General features: G+C 48.3%; 17 protein-coding genes. 4 read left to right on the top strand and 13 right to left on the bottom strand.

Annotated features, from left to right (window positions below; translation table 11 throughout):
- Positions 1-344 precede the first annotated feature (344 nt).
- The 9 genes from PJF56_RS05760 to PJF56_RS05720 form a co-directional block, all read right to left on the bottom strand.
- Entirely contained in the window at positions 345-1,577 is a 1,233-nt protein-coding gene (locus PJF56_RS05760; RefSeq protein WP_283761693.1) for a glycosyltransferase, read from the bottom strand.
- The gene (locus PJF56_RS05755) at positions 1,574-2,737 is read right to left on the bottom strand and encodes a glycosyltransferase (protein ID WP_283761692.1); all 1,164 of its coding nucleotides are present in this window, start codon (positions 2,735-2,737) and stop codon (positions 1,574-1,576) included. Before PJF56_RS05755 ends, PJF56_RS05760 begins: the two co-directional genes overlap by 4 nt.
- A 58-nt stretch (positions 2,738-2,795) precedes the next feature.
- Positions 2,796-3,272: a signal peptidase II gene (lspA, locus tag PJF56_RS05750; RefSeq protein ID WP_283761691.1), complete on the bottom strand. Its 477-nt coding sequence runs from the start codon at positions 3,270-3,272 to the stop codon at positions 2,796-2,798.
- 65 nt (positions 3,273-3,337) lie between these two features.
- Positions 3,338-3,922 carry a biotin transporter BioY gene (locus PJF56_RS05745; protein WP_347179454.1) on the bottom strand — a complete coding sequence of 195 codons (585 nt, stop codon included), beginning with the start codon at positions 3,920-3,922 and terminating at the stop codon, positions 3,338-3,340.
- A gap of 11 nt (positions 3,923-3,933) precedes the next feature.
- Complete coding sequence (bioB, locus tag PJF56_RS05740) at positions 3,934-5,040, bottom strand: biotin synthase BioB (RefSeq protein ID WP_283761689.1); 1,107 nt, start codon at positions 5,038-5,040, stop codon at positions 3,934-3,936.
- 154 nt (positions 5,041-5,194) lie between these two features.
- Positions 5,195-5,704, bottom strand: a complete 510-nt coding sequence (locus tag PJF56_RS05735; protein WP_283761688.1) for a hypothetical protein — start codon at positions 5,702-5,704, stop codon at positions 5,195-5,197.
- A 95-nt stretch (positions 5,705-5,799) separates the two neighbouring features.
- On the bottom strand, positions 5,800-6,219 hold the full coding sequence (locus PJF56_RS05730; RefSeq protein WP_283761687.1) for a PIN domain-containing protein: 420 nt from the start codon (positions 6,217-6,219) through the stop codon (positions 5,800-5,802).
- Positions 6,213-6,512, bottom strand: coding sequence for a hypothetical protein (locus tag PJF56_RS05725; RefSeq protein ID WP_283761686.1), 300 nt, complete (start codon positions 6,510-6,512; stop codon positions 6,213-6,215). Before PJF56_RS05725 ends, PJF56_RS05730 begins: the two co-directional genes overlap by 7 nt.
- A gap of 262 nt (positions 6,513-6,774) precedes the next feature.
- Entirely contained in the window at positions 6,775-7,161 is a 387-nt protein-coding gene (locus PJF56_RS05720) for a DUF5362 family protein (RefSeq protein ID WP_283761685.1), read from the bottom strand.
- Between the two features lie 141 nt (positions 7,162-7,302).
- On the opposite strand from PJF56_RS05720, the gene PJF56_RS05715 reads away from it, so the two are divergent.
- The 3 genes from PJF56_RS05715 to PJF56_RS05705 all read left to right on the top strand — a co-directional run bounded on the left by PJF56_RS05715 (position 7,303) and on the right by PJF56_RS05705 (position 11,030).
- Complete coding sequence (locus tag PJF56_RS05715) at positions 7,303-9,648, top strand: heavy metal translocating P-type ATPase (protein WP_283761684.1); 2,346 nt, start codon at positions 7,303-7,305, stop codon at positions 9,646-9,648.
- Between the two features lie 33 nt (positions 9,649-9,681).
- Positions 9,682-10,119 (top strand): FHA domain-containing protein, encoded by a 438-nt coding sequence (locus PJF56_RS05710; RefSeq protein WP_283761683.1) that lies wholly within the window; start codon positions 9,682-9,684, stop codon positions 10,117-10,119.
- A gap of 476 nt (positions 10,120-10,595) precedes the next feature.
- The gene (locus PJF56_RS05705) at positions 10,596-11,030 is read left to right on the top strand and encodes an FHA domain-containing protein (RefSeq protein WP_283761682.1); all 435 of its coding nucleotides are present in this window, start codon (positions 10,596-10,598) and stop codon (positions 11,028-11,030) included.
- 177 nt (positions 11,031-11,207) lie between these two features.
- On the opposite strand, the gene PJF56_RS05700 is transcribed toward PJF56_RS05705, so the two are convergent.
- On the bottom strand, positions 11,208-11,621 hold the full coding sequence (locus tag PJF56_RS05700; RefSeq protein WP_283761681.1) for a hypothetical protein: 414 nt from the start codon (positions 11,619-11,621) through the stop codon (positions 11,208-11,210).
- A 56-nt stretch (positions 11,622-11,677) separates the two neighbouring features.
- On the opposite strand from PJF56_RS05700, the gene tmk reads away from it, so the two are divergent.
- Positions 11,678-12,325 (top strand): dTMP kinase, encoded by a 648-nt coding sequence (gene tmk / locus PJF56_RS05695; RefSeq protein ID WP_283761680.1) that lies wholly within the window; start codon positions 11,678-11,680, stop codon positions 12,323-12,325.
- 51 nt (positions 12,326-12,376) lie between these two features.
- Here the strand turns inward: tmk and bchD are convergent, their stop codons facing one another.
- The 3 genes from bchD to PJF56_RS05680 form a co-directional block, all read right to left on the bottom strand.
- Positions 12,377-14,410: a magnesium chelatase ATPase subunit D gene (gene bchD / locus PJF56_RS05690; protein ID WP_283761679.1), complete on the bottom strand. Its 2,034-nt coding sequence runs from the start codon at positions 14,408-14,410 to the stop codon at positions 12,377-12,379.
- 181 nt (positions 14,411-14,591) lie between these two features.
- Complete coding sequence (locus PJF56_RS05685) at positions 14,592-16,127, bottom strand: mercuric reductase (RefSeq protein WP_283761678.1); 1,536 nt, start codon at positions 16,125-16,127, stop codon at positions 14,592-14,594.
- A 135-nt stretch (positions 16,128-16,262) separates the two neighbouring features.
- Positions 16,263-17,003 carry a TVP38/TMEM64 family protein gene (locus PJF56_RS05680; RefSeq protein WP_283761677.1) on the bottom strand — a complete coding sequence of 247 codons (741 nt, stop codon included), beginning with the start codon at positions 17,001-17,003 and terminating at the stop codon, positions 16,263-16,265.
- Positions 17,004-17,157: the final 154 nt, after the last annotated feature.

Below are 17,157 nucleotides of genomic sequence, written 5' to 3'. Positions count from 1 at the left end.
CCATATACTCAAGTCCTAATTTTTCTAATTTCCTGATAAACTTTTCTTCACTTTCTCCATACAAGCTATCTGATAGAACTCCTTTAATCCTGAAACCTAATCCCACTATTTTTTCTATGAGTTCGCCAGCTATTAATGGTAATGATGCAATCATCGTTCCGATCAGGCTTTCAGCCTTTTTTCTTTATTATACTCTTCCCAGAGTGACAAAAGAGGGTTACAGCGTTTTTCGATGTTATGAGGTACAGTAATCGAAATGTTCCTTGAGAGTTTTGTCCCATGAAAAGCCTGAAGAATGGGCACGCATAGCGTAAAAAATGGTTTTCCCTTCTGCCCATTACCCATTACTCATTACCGCGCGAAGCGCTGTAGTCGTTAAGTTGGTTTTGAATTAGAGAACGATCGACATCAGCCAGCCGTTCTGCAATGGCTGGCCAAGAATAGCGCTGTTTAACTAAAGTTTGAGCATTTTGACTCAGTTTTTGCTTCTCTGATGTCAGTAACTGAGAAATTCCACTGGCTACAGATTCTCTATTACCCTGTACAATTAACCCAGCATGTGCCTGCTCAATCTCTGGGGCAATTTGTACTTCTGGGGTAATAATCACCGGTAAACCAGCAGCCATGGCTTCGACTACAGCAATACCAAAGTTTTCGGAGAAGGAAGGAAGGACAAACAGATCTGAGCCTTGAAGGACTAGATCTTTATCTTGGCCAGTGACAAACCCGGTAAATCGGGTGCAATTATCTAATCCTAGCTGATTAAGAAGTTGTTTTAATTGCTCGATATATTCAGGATCTCCAGAACCGGCAAGGAGGAGATAAAGCTTAGGATGCTTAGATTTAACTCGATGGAGTGCTTCGATTAATAGATCTGGGCGTTTTTTATAGTGTAGACGGGAGAGAAATAAAATAATCGGCGCGTCTAAAGGGATATCATATTTTGCTCGCAGTTTAGCTTTAGCGTCGGGTTGGATTTCTGGGATATCTACGCCTAGGGGAATGGTGACGGTAGGAGCAGTAATGCCGTAATTGCGAACATCTAGGGCTTCTCCGTCGGAGGTACAGTGGATGGCGGCGGCTTGATTGAGGTTGTGCCGTTCGATAAGAAGGCTATAGAGTTGTTTTTTGCGATGGCTTTGGGCTAGGGCCCAGGGGGAGAGTTGTCCCATGGTACGGAGGGTGTAGGGGATTTTGTGCCAACGGGCGATCGCCCCAGCACAAGTAGAAGCGTAAGAGAAAAGATAATGGTTATCGAGAATGTCATAGTTAGGGACATTGTGCCATAGCCATCGGGTAATTGCCGGAGAAAAGAGAAATCCGCGATCGCGCCCTAAAGAAACGCCTTGATTGGGTGGAGAAGCTAGAGGCAAAAACCAGACCGGAACGCCACGGTACTCGACTCTTTGGTTTAGGGGGACATCAAGCAGTTGGGCATTTTCTGCGCCATTGTCATTGGTTGTGGCAATTTCGGCATCAACTCCAGATTGCCTGAGATACCTAACCAAGTTTAGAGCGACTTCAGTGGGGCCTCCTCGACTAGGGGATAAAGAGGGGATGACATGGAGAACTTTCACGGATGACCTCCTAGGGGAAAATCTTCCATCAGCGCTTGTAGGGTTTGCTGAAACTGTTCAAATCCAAAGGTTTCAATCACTTGTTGTCGTAGGGCTTCCGGTTCATACATCAGTGGATTGGGGTATTGTCTTTGCAAAATCTGGATGAGGGTTTGGGCAATTTCTTGGACGCGATCGGGATTGACTAATGCTCCTAGTTTACCGTTGCATAGGGCATCTATGGCCCCATCTTGGTTGCCTCCTAATGTCGGTTTACCGCAGGCTAAGGCTTCTAAATAGACGATGCCAAATCCTTCACCTTTGCTGGGCATGGCAAAAAGATCGCAGAGATTGTAGTGGTCGCACAATTCTTCATCGGGAATAAAACCGGCTAGGGTGACGTAGTCTTGTAACTTCAGGTTTTGAATCAGGGTTTCGACACGGGGACGGTCATCTCCTTTGCCGACAATCAGATAATGGAGGTTGGGAACCTGAGAAATGATGGTGGGTAGTGCTTCTAGAATGCGATCGTAGCCTTTATATTGTTCTTGACTATCTAGACGACAAACGGTTAATAGGATTTTGGTTTCTGGAGAAAAACCATAGCGTTGGAGCAGGTAAGGAGGTTTGGGGGCAATGGTAAAGCGATCGCTATCAAAGGTATTGGGAAGGAGTAAAACCCGCTCTGGATTCAAGTCTTGTTCTTTGAGGAGACGATCGCGGGTATAGTGACTCACAGCGAGAATACGATCGGCATGACGCAGGGCTGTTTTGAGTAGGGGACGCTCGATATTCCAGGCTTCTACTCCGTGGGCGATCGCCCAATAGGGAATCCCTTTCAACTGCTTGAGCCAGTAGGCAACCGGCGAAAAGTTCAAATGAGTGGCGATCGCTAACTCTGGAGACTGTCTGAGTCCCGATAGAAAAATCTGAGCGGCAAACGCTGGAGTTCGCAAGGGAAGGGGAATCTGACCGGTAAAATGGAAATCGGTTTGATGCCCCTGATCGAGACCGGGGGAAGATTGAGTATCATGTTTGAGGTATACCTGATAAGGGCGATCGGGATACAAATTTTCTAAAGCTTGCAGTAAAAAGGCTGAATAAACTTGAATCCCTCCCTTAAATCCAAAAATATTGGGAAACCACAAGTGGTAAGGATGATTGGTGTGAGACTTAGACATTAATCATTATACCGAAATAACACTCATTTTGAAAAATTAGAAAATCTTGTAATAGAGATTAACCCTGTTTTTTTCTTCTCATTTCTGGATAAATTGTAGCAATTAACAGGCAAATAATACCGATATTAATGGCCACATCTGCTAAATTGAATACCGGAAAGCGAATCCAGCGAAAATCGAGAAAATCGACTACATACCCAGCTACAAAGCGATCGATTCCATTTCCTAATGCACCGCCTAAGATAAAGCCATACCCAGCCTGTTCCCAGCGAGTCATTTTTGGCCCATACAGTGCCAAACCCATGAGTGCTAAACTCACCCCTAACGATAGCCAACGTAACCATTCCCCATTTTCGCTAAACAAGCTAAAGGCCGCGCCATAATTGCGGACATAGGTAAAATGGAAAACATCCGGTATGAGGGGCCAACTTTCGTGTAATTCAAAGTTTTGGATCACCCAAAATTTTGCCAGGTGATCCAATACTAAACTGGTTAATGCTAGTATCCAAAATAGGGAGTTTTTCTTGAATTTCATCTACCTGTATTACCCATTACCCATTACCAGAACGCTTCATGTCCGCGATCGCCCAAAGCGCTATATTAATAAAACATCAGATGGCGTAGTAGATAAGCTATTACTGTAGCAGCACAAGCAACAACCAGTTGTCCGGGAAGGGGAAGCAGGGAATATTGTGTAATTGTGCCTAAAAGCTGTTGGCTGCTTTCTGGAGTCCAGGACAATAATTCAGTTAAACTTAAATATAAGATACCGGTGAGATGAATTCCTACTAATCCACCCAGGCAACTGAGGGCTAAACATTCTAGACGGGGGGGAAAGCGAAAGGCTAAGGCTCCACAAATCCAGGCTCCTGGAATAAATCCGAGTAAGTAGCCAAAGGAGGGTTCTTTGAGATAGGCTAATCCTCCTCCTTGGGAAAAGACGGGAAACCAGGTTAATCCCATGATTAGATAACCAATTTGGGATAAAACTCCGGCTTTTTTTCCGCCCATGCAACCGACTAATAAAACGCCTCCAATCTGATAGGTTACCCCTAGGGAATGGAGGGATAAAAGATGGTCTTGAAGCGACCACATGGGGGAAGCGATAAATGCTCTTAAAAAGGTTCCCCCAATGGTAAGGAGTAGGCCAATAAAGGCCCACAACAGTTCATTTAAACGAATCACACTGCTGGATTTCAATGCTGTCCAGGAATGGGGGCTTCTCCCCCTTCAAGTCCTAAAGAAGCGAGCATTTGATGATCGGCTTCTGGAGGTTGTCCGAGGGTGGTGAGATAGTGACCAATTAACATGGCGTTAATCCCAGCTTGTAGTCCTAGGGCTTGTAGTTCTCCCATGACTGTTTCCCGTCCACCAGCATAGCGGATGATTTGTTCGGGTAGGATCAGGCGGAAAATGGCGATCGCCTTCAGCGCTTCGTAGGGATCGAGTCGGGGACGCTCCCCTAAGGGCGTTCCCTCCCTAGGATTGAGTAGATTTAAGGGGACAGATTCTACTTCTAGTTCCCGGAGGGAGAGGGCTAAATCTACCCGGTGTTCCCAGCTTTCGCCCATGCCTAAAATGCCGCCTGTACAGGCTTGAATGCCTACAGATTTGAGGTTCTGGATCGTTTCCACGCGATCGCGCCATTGGTGGGTGCTGACAATGGAGGGGAAAAAGTCCTCGGAGGCTTCTAGGTTATGGTTATAGCGGGTGACTCCAGCTTCTTTAAGGGCTTGCGCTTGTTCTGGAGTGACTTCACCGAGGGCACAACAGGGCTTAATGTCGGTTTGGTCAATAATTTGACGAACGGTTTCTAAAATTCGTTCAAATTCTGGGGATTTGGGAGAGCTATATTTTGGCCCCCGTCCCTGACTCACCAGACAGAACCGTTTCGCGCCTGCGGCTGCGGCTGCTTTGGCTTGGGCTAAGATTTCTTCTGTGGATTTGAGTCCGTAAATGGGGGAATCTTTGCCGGGATGGTGGGCAGACTGGGCACAAAAGCCGCAGTTTTCGGAACAACTGCCGGATTTAACATTGCCGATACTACAGAGATCGACGACGTTTCCACAGCATTCTTGGCGCACGCGATCGGCGGCGGCGCAGAGTAAGAGGATGTTATCTTGGCCTTCAATTTGGGTGAGTGCCAGAGCTTCTGCTCTCGTGAGCCGTTTTCCGGCAATAATGCGATCGCTGAGGCGATCGAGCCATAGAGCTAATGAGGATTCATTAGGGAGAGTTGCGGGGTTATCGGGGAGACTACGCCCTAACCCCTGAGATGAATTTGATAATGGTGCTTGAACCACGTCCAGCCCCTACACTTAAGTAACAATAATGCAATTGAATTGTATCACCCCATTTAGGCCCACGGCTGTTTCATTCTCAGGCGAGAAAAATGGCAAAGTGGGGGAGATAGGGGGTTTTAATCCTAGAATCAAACCGCTCTATATTTGGGCCCTACTAAAATCTTAAGCCAATTCCCCCTTGCAGGGAAACCGCCGTTTCTCCCGTGTTGCGATAGGCATCAAAGGCAATCACCGCATTGCCAAAAATTACTGCATTACTCGACGGAATCATATAATCTATCCCCGGTTGTAGAGCAAAGCCGTTTTGATTGCCCAAAGGAGAAGCCTGATTCCCATTGGCAAAGGAATAGCCCGCACCGATATAGGCATCGGTTTGCCAATTTAGGGGAAAATCGTAGGATACGGTGGGAACCACTGCCGCCGAGCCACCTAAGACAAAGCCTTGTACGCGCATGGAGAGGGGAACTTCTAGGAATTTGTAGCGCACGGCAATGACTCCAGCAATTTGCCGGTCAGCCCCTTCTCCTTCGACTAAACCAAAGGCAGGCCCAACGCCGATATAACTGCCATAGGCGGCTTGAGCTTGGGCAGGTTGGGGATTTAAGCTGAGAGTTCCAAGGGCGATCGCCCCTAGACCTAGAATTTTTTGTAAATAATGCTTCATAACTGGCACTCCTCAATTCAACGGCAGGTGAACCCCTTGATGATTTCCGAGTTTAACTCAATTTTTGTTCAATTGAGATCCTCCCACTTTTGGCTTTATTGCGCTGTCACCAGCCAGTCTTCTACCGTCAGTTCTGGGACTCGCAGCATATCCGAGTCGTGAGAAACCAAAACTAATTTTCTAATTATGGCGATCGCAGCTATAAAAATATCCGCATCTTCGAGCCTCATCCCCCTCTTTTTTAAGTAAGCGTGGATTTCTGCGGCTTTCTCCAAAATAGCGATATCATTCCAGAACAGAACTGGGTAATCCTGGCACAACTTATTGAACTCAGACAGCTTTGTGGTAGCATTACTAGCAATCAAACCCCTTTTGATTTCATAGTATGTTATTCCACTTATATATGCAGTCTGGTATTTTACGGATAGACCGGCTAGTTTCTGCTTTACTGTCAGATTTTTCTTGAGAATGGCCGAAACTACATTCGTATCCAGCAGATAATCTTTTCTTACCATCTCCCCTCTACAGCAGCGTCGAATATTTCCATTTGCTCTGGCGTGAAGTCGTTTAACATTCCAGAGACTGCCTCTAGGGTTAACACTTTATGGATTCGCTCGCTCAGATCCTCATCGTCAATCTCTTGGAGTTCCTCGGGACTCAGGTGTTCTTCTATCAAGCCAGATACATAGTTGACCATTTCCTCTAGGTCTAATTTTTCCCGAAACCAGCTTTCCTTCTCCATCAAATTCTCGACTATCCGGGATATCCGGGCCGTGAGTGCATCTTTCTCTATGGTGCTTTGATTCATAACGCCTCCTTATGTTTAATCCCTTGTCATTCTAAAGCTTCTCTATTTATTTTAGCGATCGCATCCGTACCATTTGATTTTTCTTGAGAATAGCGGAAACTACATTTGTATCCAGGCTGAAGAATAAAGGCTTATCCCATTTCTGGGTGAGAATGCAAGGTTATAGATACCCCAAACCCTCTTAAAAATGGGGCTTTATAGGCAGGCTCAATTGTTGCCACACAAAATAGAAATGGTATTAAGGGGCGATCTCCCTCAACCCTTAGCCTAAAGCGCTAAACAATCCTAGAACTACACCCAAGCCAAAGACTATAACTAGAGCCACCAGGGTAATGATTAAAACCCAATATTGGAGGGTGTAGAGCTTCCGCAACTCCCCTAATGCTCCCATTAAGTTTTCAATATCTTGGCCTTGGGTATCCACAATGCGCTTAAAGGCAGTCGAGGCTTGATATGTCCAAATGCCGATTAAAAAATCAGCGATTCCTGAAATCATCGATCCGATCCCGTCTCCTGAACCGAGGAGTCCAAAAACTACCGTCAGCACTCCAGCAATAATCAGAAAAATACTGACAAATTTCATGCGACTGGCTAGTTGCCCAATCAGCACATTTTGGGAACCATCAAATTCATAATTAGAAGACTGCATAATTGCCAACCTACCAGAAAGCGTCTATCCTACTGTCTAGGGTAAAGCAGAAGAGAGAACCCGTTATCATTTTTAATTTTTAATTTTTAATTTTTAATTAAACTAGACCAGAGATAGTCATGGAGAGTTCTAGAGCAGCCTATGCAAGTCGTTCCCCAAACACCAGTCCCTCAAGATGCGGTATCCCTGGAAACCCTGACCTTAGATGTGACGGGGATGAAATGTGCCGGATGCGTCCAAGCTGTGGAACGACAACTGATGCAACAGCCAGGAGTTCGGTCTGCTTGTGTTAATTTAGTTACGGCTGTGGCGGCGGTGGAATACGAACAGGGAACCGTCAATGGCGCTCAATTGGCGGAAAAGCTGACGGAATCGGGATTTCCCAGCCAACTGCGATCGCCGGAAAACCTCAGTAATTCCTCCATATCTCCTCAACAACGGTATCAACAGGAACTCAAAGCGCATCAAAAAGAACTGGCGATCGCCGCCTCTTTGCTGCTCCTCTCCTTTACGGGCCATGGATTTCAGCATTTACCCCTGCTCAGTTCCATGGCGTTTCACGCGGGTTTAGCTACCCTCGCCCTCTTGTTCCCCGGACGAGCCATCATTCTGGAAGGGGCGCGGGGACTGTGGAAAAATAGCCCCAATATGAATAGTTTAGTCGGCTTAGGGGCGATCGCTGCCTACACCACCAGCATGATTGCCCTGCTCTTTCCCCAAACGGGATGGGAATGCTTCTTTGATGAACCCGTGATGCTCCTCGGCTTTATTCTCCTGGGGCGTACCCTAGAAGCCAGAGCCAGAAGCCAAGCAGCCGCCGATCTCAGCGCCCTCCTAGCCCTACAACCGAAGCGAGCGCACCTGATTCCCGTGGGGGCAAACACCGATGAAACGGCTGTGGATATTGCCGCCGAAACTGTGAAAGTGGGGGAATGGTTGCGGGTGCTACCGGGGGAAAAATTCCCTGTGGATGGGCGCGTCGTCGGGGGAGAAACTACGGTCAATGAAAGTATGATTACCGGCGAAGCTATCCCCGTAGCCAAACAAATGGGGGATTTCGTCAGCGCGGGAACCGTGAATGAGTCGGGACGGGTAACCCTGGAAACCACCCGCGTCGGTTCAGACACCACCCTAGGGCAAATTATCCAATGGGTGGAAACGGCCCAAACCCGTAAAGCGCCCATTCAACAACTGGCCGATACGATCGCCGGTTACTTTGTGTATGGCATCATGACGATCGCCACCTTAACCTTCCTCTTCTGGCAACTGGTGGGGGTACAACTCTGGCCCCATGTGCTGACAACCGGTGAAACGGTCTATTCTCCGGTGCTACTGAGCTTAAAATTGGCGATCGCCGTTTTGGTCATCGCTTGTCCCTGCGCCCTAGGGTTAGCCACCCCCACCGCCATCTTAGTCGGCACAGGCATTGGGGCAAAACAAGGCATTCTGATAAAAGGGGGCCAAGCCCTACAACAACTCAATTCTATCGACTTAATCGGTTTTGACAAAACCGGAACCCTCACCCAAGGCAGACCCCGCGTTACCGATTGTATCCCCAATCCAGAACTCGGTTGGACGGCCGTTAGCGGAGCTTTCCAAAGGAATCGCCTCCTGGGGATTGCCGCAGCCGTCGAACAGGGAACCAACCATCCCCTAGCTCGTGCTATTTTAGACGCAGCCCAAGAGCGAGAACTTGTTTTGCCCCCAGCCGCAAACTTCCAAACCTTTCCCGGCTATGGTGTGCAAGCCTGGGTGGAGCAACAACGGGTACTCCTGGGAACCCCGGAATGGTTAGCACAACAGAACGTTATTTTACCAGAAAATACGGAAGAAATAGACCAACTGGCCCAAGAGGGTAAAACCGTAGTAGCGATCGCCCTCAATGGGCAATGGGCCGGATGGTTAGCGATCGTCGATCCCCTGCGTCCCCAAGCTAAAGAAACCCTAGACAAGCTACGGCAGATGGGGTTAAAAGTGATGATGTTAACCGGCGATCGCCGAGCAACCGCCCAAGCGGTCGGCGAAAAACTGGGGCTGAGAAGCGACGAAATACAGGCAGAAGTGAAACCTCAAGCCAAAGCAGAGGCGATCGCTAAGTTACAAAAATCTGCCCGCGTCGCCATGGTCGGAGATGGCATCAACGACGGCCCCGCCCTCGCTCAAGCCGATGTCGGCATCGCCCTCCAGAGTGCCACCGAAGTCGCCATGGATACAGCGCAATTGGTGTTAATTGGCGATCGGCTCACCGACATCCCCCAAGCCATCACCCTGGGCCGAGACACCTTTAGCAAAATTCGCCAAAACCTCTTTTGGGCCTTTGGCTACAACATCCTCGCCATCCCCCTAGCTGCTGGCGTGCTTCTGCCCCAATTCGGGATTCTGCTCTCTCCAGCCACTGCTGCTGGATTTATGGCCTTTAGTTCTGTTAGTGTCGTTACCAATTCTTTGCTATTGCGCCGTCGTTACCCCACAGGACAATCTAGCTAGAATTGATGTTATTGAATAGGTGTAATCTGAATAATGACCGACCCTTCATCTACCCAACCCCAGCCCACTCATCTCATTATTATTGAAGACGAAAAGGGACAGCGAGAATTGACCCTCCAAGCCTCTGTTTACTCCATCGGTCGCCATGAACAGAATGATATTCGTCTTTACTCCCAATTTGCCTCTCGTCGCCATGCAACCTTAATTCGGTTATCCAAAGAAGATGGGAGTTACTATTACCGCATTATTGATGGAGATCTAGAGGGCAAGGGAAGCCGGAGTGGAATTATCGTCAATGGTAACAAAGTACCAAGCCATGATCTCACCAATGGAGATGAAATTGCCTTTAACTCCCTTACGCGAATCAGTTATTCTCTATTACTCCGGGAAACCCCCCCCAATCCTCCAGCATCAGATGAATTTGATATTACCTTGATTGACCCCAGTATGATGATCGAAGATGAGGTATAGTTCTTGGCGCTAGACAAAAGTCCAAAGTCTGGTTGTCCAAGGTTATACAGCAGTTTTCTCTGCTATGCGCTATAGGGTCGATCCCCCTTTCCTGTCCGCTTGCGGAAAGTCCCCCGATGAATTAGGGGACTTTCACTAATGCCCCTAGGGTGTTTTCGCTGCGCGGACATTTTCCGGTCGGACGCAGTCCGAAACAACCGGAGATGAGATGACTTCACAATCTGGCGACAATCGATTAAAATTATCACTTTGTATGCAAGAATCCAACCTTAATTACCCAGTTATTTCACTGATGTTTTCCCTAAAACCGATCGAAATGAGTCGCCCTATCTTCATCCATAGCGTTTAAACTGGAAAAGGACTCCCAAAATCCACGGTTAACCAGGCTTCTTGTCCTTTCCCCTATCCCTAAAACCTCTTAAATGAGGACTAGACTATAAAGTATTGATGTTATCGAATAGGTGTAAGCTAAAATAATGACCGAAACTTCAGCCCAACCCAACCAAAATCATCTCCTCATCATTGAAGACGATAAAGGACGGCGAGAATTTACCCTGGAAGCTCCAGTGTACTCCCTTGGTCGCCATGAACAGAGCGATATTCGTCTTCATTCCCAGTTTGTCTCTCGTCGTCATGCGACCTTAGTCCGGTTACCCAAGGAAGATGGAAGTTACTATTACCGCATTGTAGATGGTAATCTCAAGGGCAAAGGTAGCGCCAATGGCATTGTGGTCAATGGGAAGAAAGTCCCCACTCATGACCTGAAAAATGAGGATGAGATTGTCTTTGGCCCCCAAGTCCAAGCCCGTTACTATCTGTTAGTCCGGGAAAACGTGCCCACGGCTCCAGCCCCCGATGAATTCGATATTACCTTAATTAGTCCGGGTATGATGGGTGAGGATGATATGTAGTGTTGGTAATGGGTAATGGGTAATGGGTAATTGGGTAATAGGTAAACCCTGGCTGTTCATTTTTGAGTAAAATATGATGTTCCCGATTCCCTCTTGCCCTCGTCCCTTGACCAAAGAATCAAGAGCAGCTCAAGCAAGGATTGGCTCATTACTCCTGACTCATTATTGACCATCAGCTTATCCGGGAACGGTGTCAATTAACTTTAATTGACTGCTTCCTTCAATTTGATCGCTCACCTGTTGGAACAGTTGATGGCAGTGATTGTCCATTTGTAAGGGTAGTTCTTCGTTTTTTGCCACTAAGGTCATTTTAATTTCGGTTTCAGTTGCGGTTGTGTTATCAATTAACACTTCCACGGTGACTAATTTGCCAAAGGCGACTTTGCCAGGCTTTTCCCGTCCCATGAGATACTCGGCTGTATCGTATTGAACCTCAATATTCAAAGATTTGAGAATCTCAATCAACGACTGCCGGAGATTGTTGTTGGGAAGCGCTACTGTAAATAAACAAGTGTACCGAGCCATAAAACACTCCGGACGTAAAACACAGATAATTTTCACTATATTATCGAAACTCATCTTACCAGTCATTCTCTCTCTTGTTGACATGAGAGGATGAATGGGATTCATACGATCGCAAAAAAACTATGATTGTGGAACCATTACAGCGTTTGTCCCCTGGGTTGGGTAAATTAATTGTGTTTGAGGGAATTGAGGGCGCAGGAAAGACGACTCAAATCCAGCAAACCTCTGATTGGCTGAAATCTTGGCTGAGTGAAGAGATACTGATCGCCAGGGAACCAGGGGGCACACCTTTGGGCGAAAGACTGCGGGAGGTTTTGTTGGCGGATGCTTGGATTGATGATACTCCAGAGTTATTATTGTATGCGGCCGATCGCGCCCAACATATTCAGGAGTCGATCCAACCTGCGCTGAAGGCGGGCAAAATTATTTTATGCGATCGCTTTACCGATTCTACTGTCGCTTATCAGGGTTATGGTCGCGGTTTAAGTCTAGAGTTAATCGAGCAACTCAATTCAATTGCCACACAAGGCATTGAGAGTGATATTACCCTGTGGTTGGATGTGGATGTGGAAACGGGACTTGAGCGAATGCGCCAAAGGGGATCAGCAGATCGCATGGAACAAGCGGATCTCGCCTTTCATTATCGCGTCAAACAGGGCTTTGAAAGCCTAGCCCAAGCCCATCCAGAGCGAATTATTCCTATTGATGCCAATTTACCCGCAGACCAGGTACAGGCTCAAATTCGCACGGCTCTCAAGTCTCGATTATAGGATGGGGAACCGAAGATTACCCAGGCTCTCTATTATTTAACTGGCGATCGCTTATCTAGCTTTGATATCGGCGATCGCACTTTTGGCAACCCCGGCGATCGCCTGATCCGTAGCTTTGGGCAGATGATAATAACTACCACGGGCAGTTGTTGCCAACTCTTTACCAAATCCGGTGGAAATAAACTTGCGCTCGGTGTCAATCACCAATAGCTTAATACCTAACGCACCAATGCGCCCGGCAATTTCTAGTAACTCATTCTTAATATCCGGTTTTTCCTCCCCTTCCATGGGTTCGCCCAAGGAACGAGCCAGGGGAATATTACCGCGACCATCCGTAATTGCCACTACAACGACTTGACCAATATCCCCCGATTGTTGGGCATTCATGCCCACCCGCACCGCCGTGCTTAACCCATGGGCGAGGGGAGAACCGCCCCCACAGGGCATCACTTCCAGTCTACGGCGAGCCGAGGCGATCGAACGGGTGGGGGGTAATAAGACCTCCGCTTGCTCCCCTCTAAAGGGAATCAGCGCCACCTGGTCGCGATTCTGATAAGCTTCCGTGAGCAGTTGCATCACCGCACCTTTGGCCGACTGCATCCGGTTGAGGGCCATGGAACCCGAAGCATCCACCACAAAAATCACCAACGCCCCCGACTTGCGGGCTAATCGTTTGGAGCGCACATCCCCGGATTCCACAATCACCCGGCGATTCGGATTGCGGGCCCGTCGAGCTTTCTGATAGGGGGAGGCAGCTCGCAGGGTGGCATCCACGGCAATGCGGCGCACCTTACCTTTAGGTAACATCGGTTTCACATAGCGGCCGCGATCTTCGGAAAATACCAGGGTGCGACTGCCGGATTTTCCTTGCCGTTTGGCCATTTGGGCAAAATAGAGAACATTGGGATCGAGAACTACCCCTTCGGGATCGAAAACAAATTCTTCTGGGATGCTGGGTTCTTCCGGTTCATTGGCTTCTGGGGGTTCTTCCTGGTCTTCCTCTTGCTCTTGATCTTGCTGCTGATCCTCATCATCCCGATCGTCTTGATCTTGGGTAGATTCCGGGGGAGGAGGAGGGGGTGGGGGTTCTTCCGGGGGAGGGGCTTGAATTACTGTGGCTCTGGGGACAATTACCAGTTGGACGGCGGTGCGTAAATCCTCTGCACTCACCTCTGTTCGACCTTCTAAGGCGGCTGCTGCTTTGGCGACTTTGACGGCGAAGAGTTCGGCGCGATGGCCTTGCACGGCTCCCCGGATGGCTTCCTCTACTAGGTAGGTGACTTGCTCTGGGCTGATGGTGACATCTTTGAGCCATTCCCGCGCCAGTAAAATTTGGGTTTTCAGGTTGTCGAGTTCTTCCGTGTAGCTTTCTAGGAAGGCTTGGGGGGATTGGGTGTAGGACAGGGCTTGATTCACCGCGTCCACCCGTTGGTCGAGGCCGAGAACTCCATCGGCAGAGAGACTAATGGCAATCCGGTCTAGGAGATGTTCCCGGAGTGAGCCTTCTTCGGGGTTGTAGGTGGCGATGAGGATGGCTTGGCAGGGGTGTTCGATACTAATCCCTTCTCGTTCGATGCGGTTGCGTCCATCACTGAGGACGGTGAGCAGTTGGTTGCTGATTTGGTCATCGAGGAGGTTGAGTTCATCCACGTAAAGAACGCCGCGATTGGCTCTGGCTAGGAGTCCGGGCTGAAAGATGGTGGCTCCTTGTTTGACTGATTCTTCCACATCTACCGAGCCTAAAAGCCGGTCTTCGGTGATACCGAGGGGAATTTGTACGAAGGGGGCGGGGATAATTTCGGTTTCTGGTGCGTCTGCTTCTGGATGTTCGGTATCGTGGGGGATTTGGTTCCAGAAGGAGTCTTTGACGATTTCAATGGGAGGAAGTAGGTCATGGATGGCTCTAGCCATGACTGATTTGGCTGTACCGCGACGACCGGCGATCGCCACTCCTCCTAAAGCTGGATCGACACAAGCCAGCAGGAGAGCCAGTTTTATGGCTTCTTGTCCGATAACGGCGGTTAAGGGAAAGTTTTGTGGGGAGGGGTTTGGGGCGATCGCGGATGGAGGCTCGGTAACAGGCATAGTATATCGATAGAAGATTGTCGGCTAAAGTTAACCATTCTCTAGGATACCGAAAAAGGGGATAGGGAAGATAGGGGGATGGGGAATGGGTAATGGGGAATGGGTAATGGGGAATGGGTAATAGGGAATGGGCACAAGTCTTGTTTGACAACGGTTTTGAGGATTTACCACTGTCGTATTTCTAGGAGAGTTTAGTCAGAAAGCGCAGGAAGCTCTTGGTTTTAGGCGTTAGCAGGGTTTTTTTGTAGGCATCGGCGGCTTTTTTGATCGCTTCGGCTTGGGTGGGATAGGGATGAATGGTGCTAGAAAGTTCGCTTAAACCCATTTTAGCGGCGATCGCCGTGGTAAGCTCGCTAATCATATCCCCGGCATGACGAGCCACAATGGTTGCACCGAGAATCTTATCCGAGCCTTGGCGATAGTGGATTTTCACAAAGCCTTCCGTTTCTCCATCGGCGATCGCCCGGTCTACACTACTCATTAATACCTTAATTGTTTCAATCTCAATTCCCCTCTCTTGTGCCTCCCGTTCATAGAGTCCCACATGGGCAACTTCTGGATCGGTATAAGTCGCCCAAGGCATAATGAGATCGCTTAATTTAGATTTTCCCAATCCAAAGGGAGAAAACAGGGTATTCTTAATCACAATTCTCGCCGCCGCATCCGCCGCATGGGTAAATTTCCAATTCATACAAATATCCCCAGCCGCATAAATTTTTGGGTTTGTCGTTTGTAAATAATCATTTACCTTCACCCCTTTGCGGTCATAGTCTACCCCAACCCCTTGTAAATTCAAACCTTCCACATTGGGGGCACGACCTGCACCCGCTAAAATGCGATCGACGACTAAATTATAGGATTGACCGCTACCTTGAGTCGAAAAATAAATCATTTTTCCTTCTGGAGTCGCTTCTACTCGCTCAATCTCACTCTTTAAAACCAATTGAATTCCTTCTTGTTCAAACTGGTTTTGAATGATTTCGGCGGCATCTGGATCTTCTCGGTCTAACAAATGTCCCTTATTGTGAAATAAAACCACTTGAGCGCCCAAACGATGGAAGGATTGGGCCAATTCACAACCAATGGGCCCGCCCCCAATCACGGCTAATCGTTTGGGACATTCGGTGAGGTTAAACACGGTTTCATTAGTCAAGAAACCGACTTCTTCTAAGCCTTGAATTTGGGGACGCACTGCCCTTGCTCCGGTGGCAATGACCGCTTTTTTAAACGGTAGGGTTTTTCCCTCTACTTCAACACGGGAATTATCAGTAAATCGTCCTTCTCCTAAAAACACATCAATACCTAAACCTTGGAATCGTTGAACGGAATCGTGGTGACTAATTCCGGCGCGAATTTTCCGCATTCGTTCCATCACTTGGGCAAAATTAATCTTAATTTCTTCGGAAGGATGAATGCCAAAATTGGGCGCATTGCGGACATCTTGCACCACGCGAGAGGAGCGAATGACACATTTAGAGGGTACACAGCCCACGTTTAAGCAATCTCCTCCCATTAAATTCTTTTCGATTAAAGCCACTTTTAAGCCCACATCTAATCCCGCCGCTCCCGCAGCAACGACTAATCCGGCGGTTCCCGCACCAATGACGACTAAATCATAGCAGTCAGCCGGGGTGGGATTGACCCAATCTGGGGGATGAGTACAATCAACTAACTGTTGGTTATATTGATCGATTGGATATAAGTTTAGGGATGACATGGTTTTAAGAAATAAAGGGCAAATGAGAGTTTGCCCTCTCCCTAAATCCCTCTCCCGTGGGAGAGGGACTTTCTCCCCTTCTCCCACGGGAGAAGGGGCTGGGGGATGAGGGCAAACGGATAAAATTATTCATTTTTAATTGTTTTCAATTGCTCCATCTAGGGCTTTACGGGCAATCTTGGTGACATAGAGGGTAACGGCGACGGTGGCAATAAATCCCATAATCCGCAGCGTCCAGGTAATGGTTGGGTTAGAGGGTTGATCGCCTGTGCCGAGGGTGGCGAGATTGCCAGCGAGGGAGCCAATATAAACATACATGATTGTGCCGGGAATCATGCCGATGGAACCGATAACGTAATCTTTGAGGGTGACTTGGGTTAGTCCGTAGGCGTAGTTGAGTAGGTTGAAGGGGAAAACGGGAGAGAGTCGAGTGAGGAGGACGATTTTTAGGCCTTCTTCACCGACGGCTCGATCGATCGCGCTAAATTTGGCATTCCCTTGGATTCTTTGGGCAACCCAACCCCGCGCTAAGTAGCGTCCGACGAGAAATGCGGCAGTTGCGCCTAGGGTTGCACCGATAAAGACGTAGAGGGAACCGAAAACAACTCCAAAGACGACTCCTGCACCCAGGGTGATGATGGAGCCGGGGAGGAAGGCGACGGTGGCGATAATGTAGAGGAGGATAAAGGCTAATGCCCCTATGGGGCCGAGGTTATTAATGCTCTCTAGGGCAGAGCGGAGGAGTTCTTGGGGGTTGAATCCCGTAGTGTTCGGTAGATCTTGGGCAAATACAGGGGTAGCGGTAACCAGGAGCGCGATCGCCCCTATGGCCAACAGGGATAAGAATTTGCGGAGGGTCAGATGGTGATCGAGCATCAATCTCAGAGGTTCACGAAAAAAAGAGTGGGAGAACGGAAGCCGGGTTACTTTAGTACGCGGAGGAAGTTCGACTCAGGCGGTTTTAACCGCCGTGAATCTTAGAATAAACTTAGTTGCTCTCCTTCTGTTCCTTTAGATTTACGAGTACGTT

The sequence above is a fragment of the Roseofilum halophilum BLCC-M91 genome (assembly GCF_030068445.1).
GTDB classification, from domain to species: domain Bacteria; phylum Cyanobacteriota; class Cyanobacteriia; order Cyanobacteriales; family Desertifilaceae; genus Roseofilum; species Roseofilum halophilum.
This window is presented reverse-complemented; position numbering and strand designations above follow the sequence as displayed.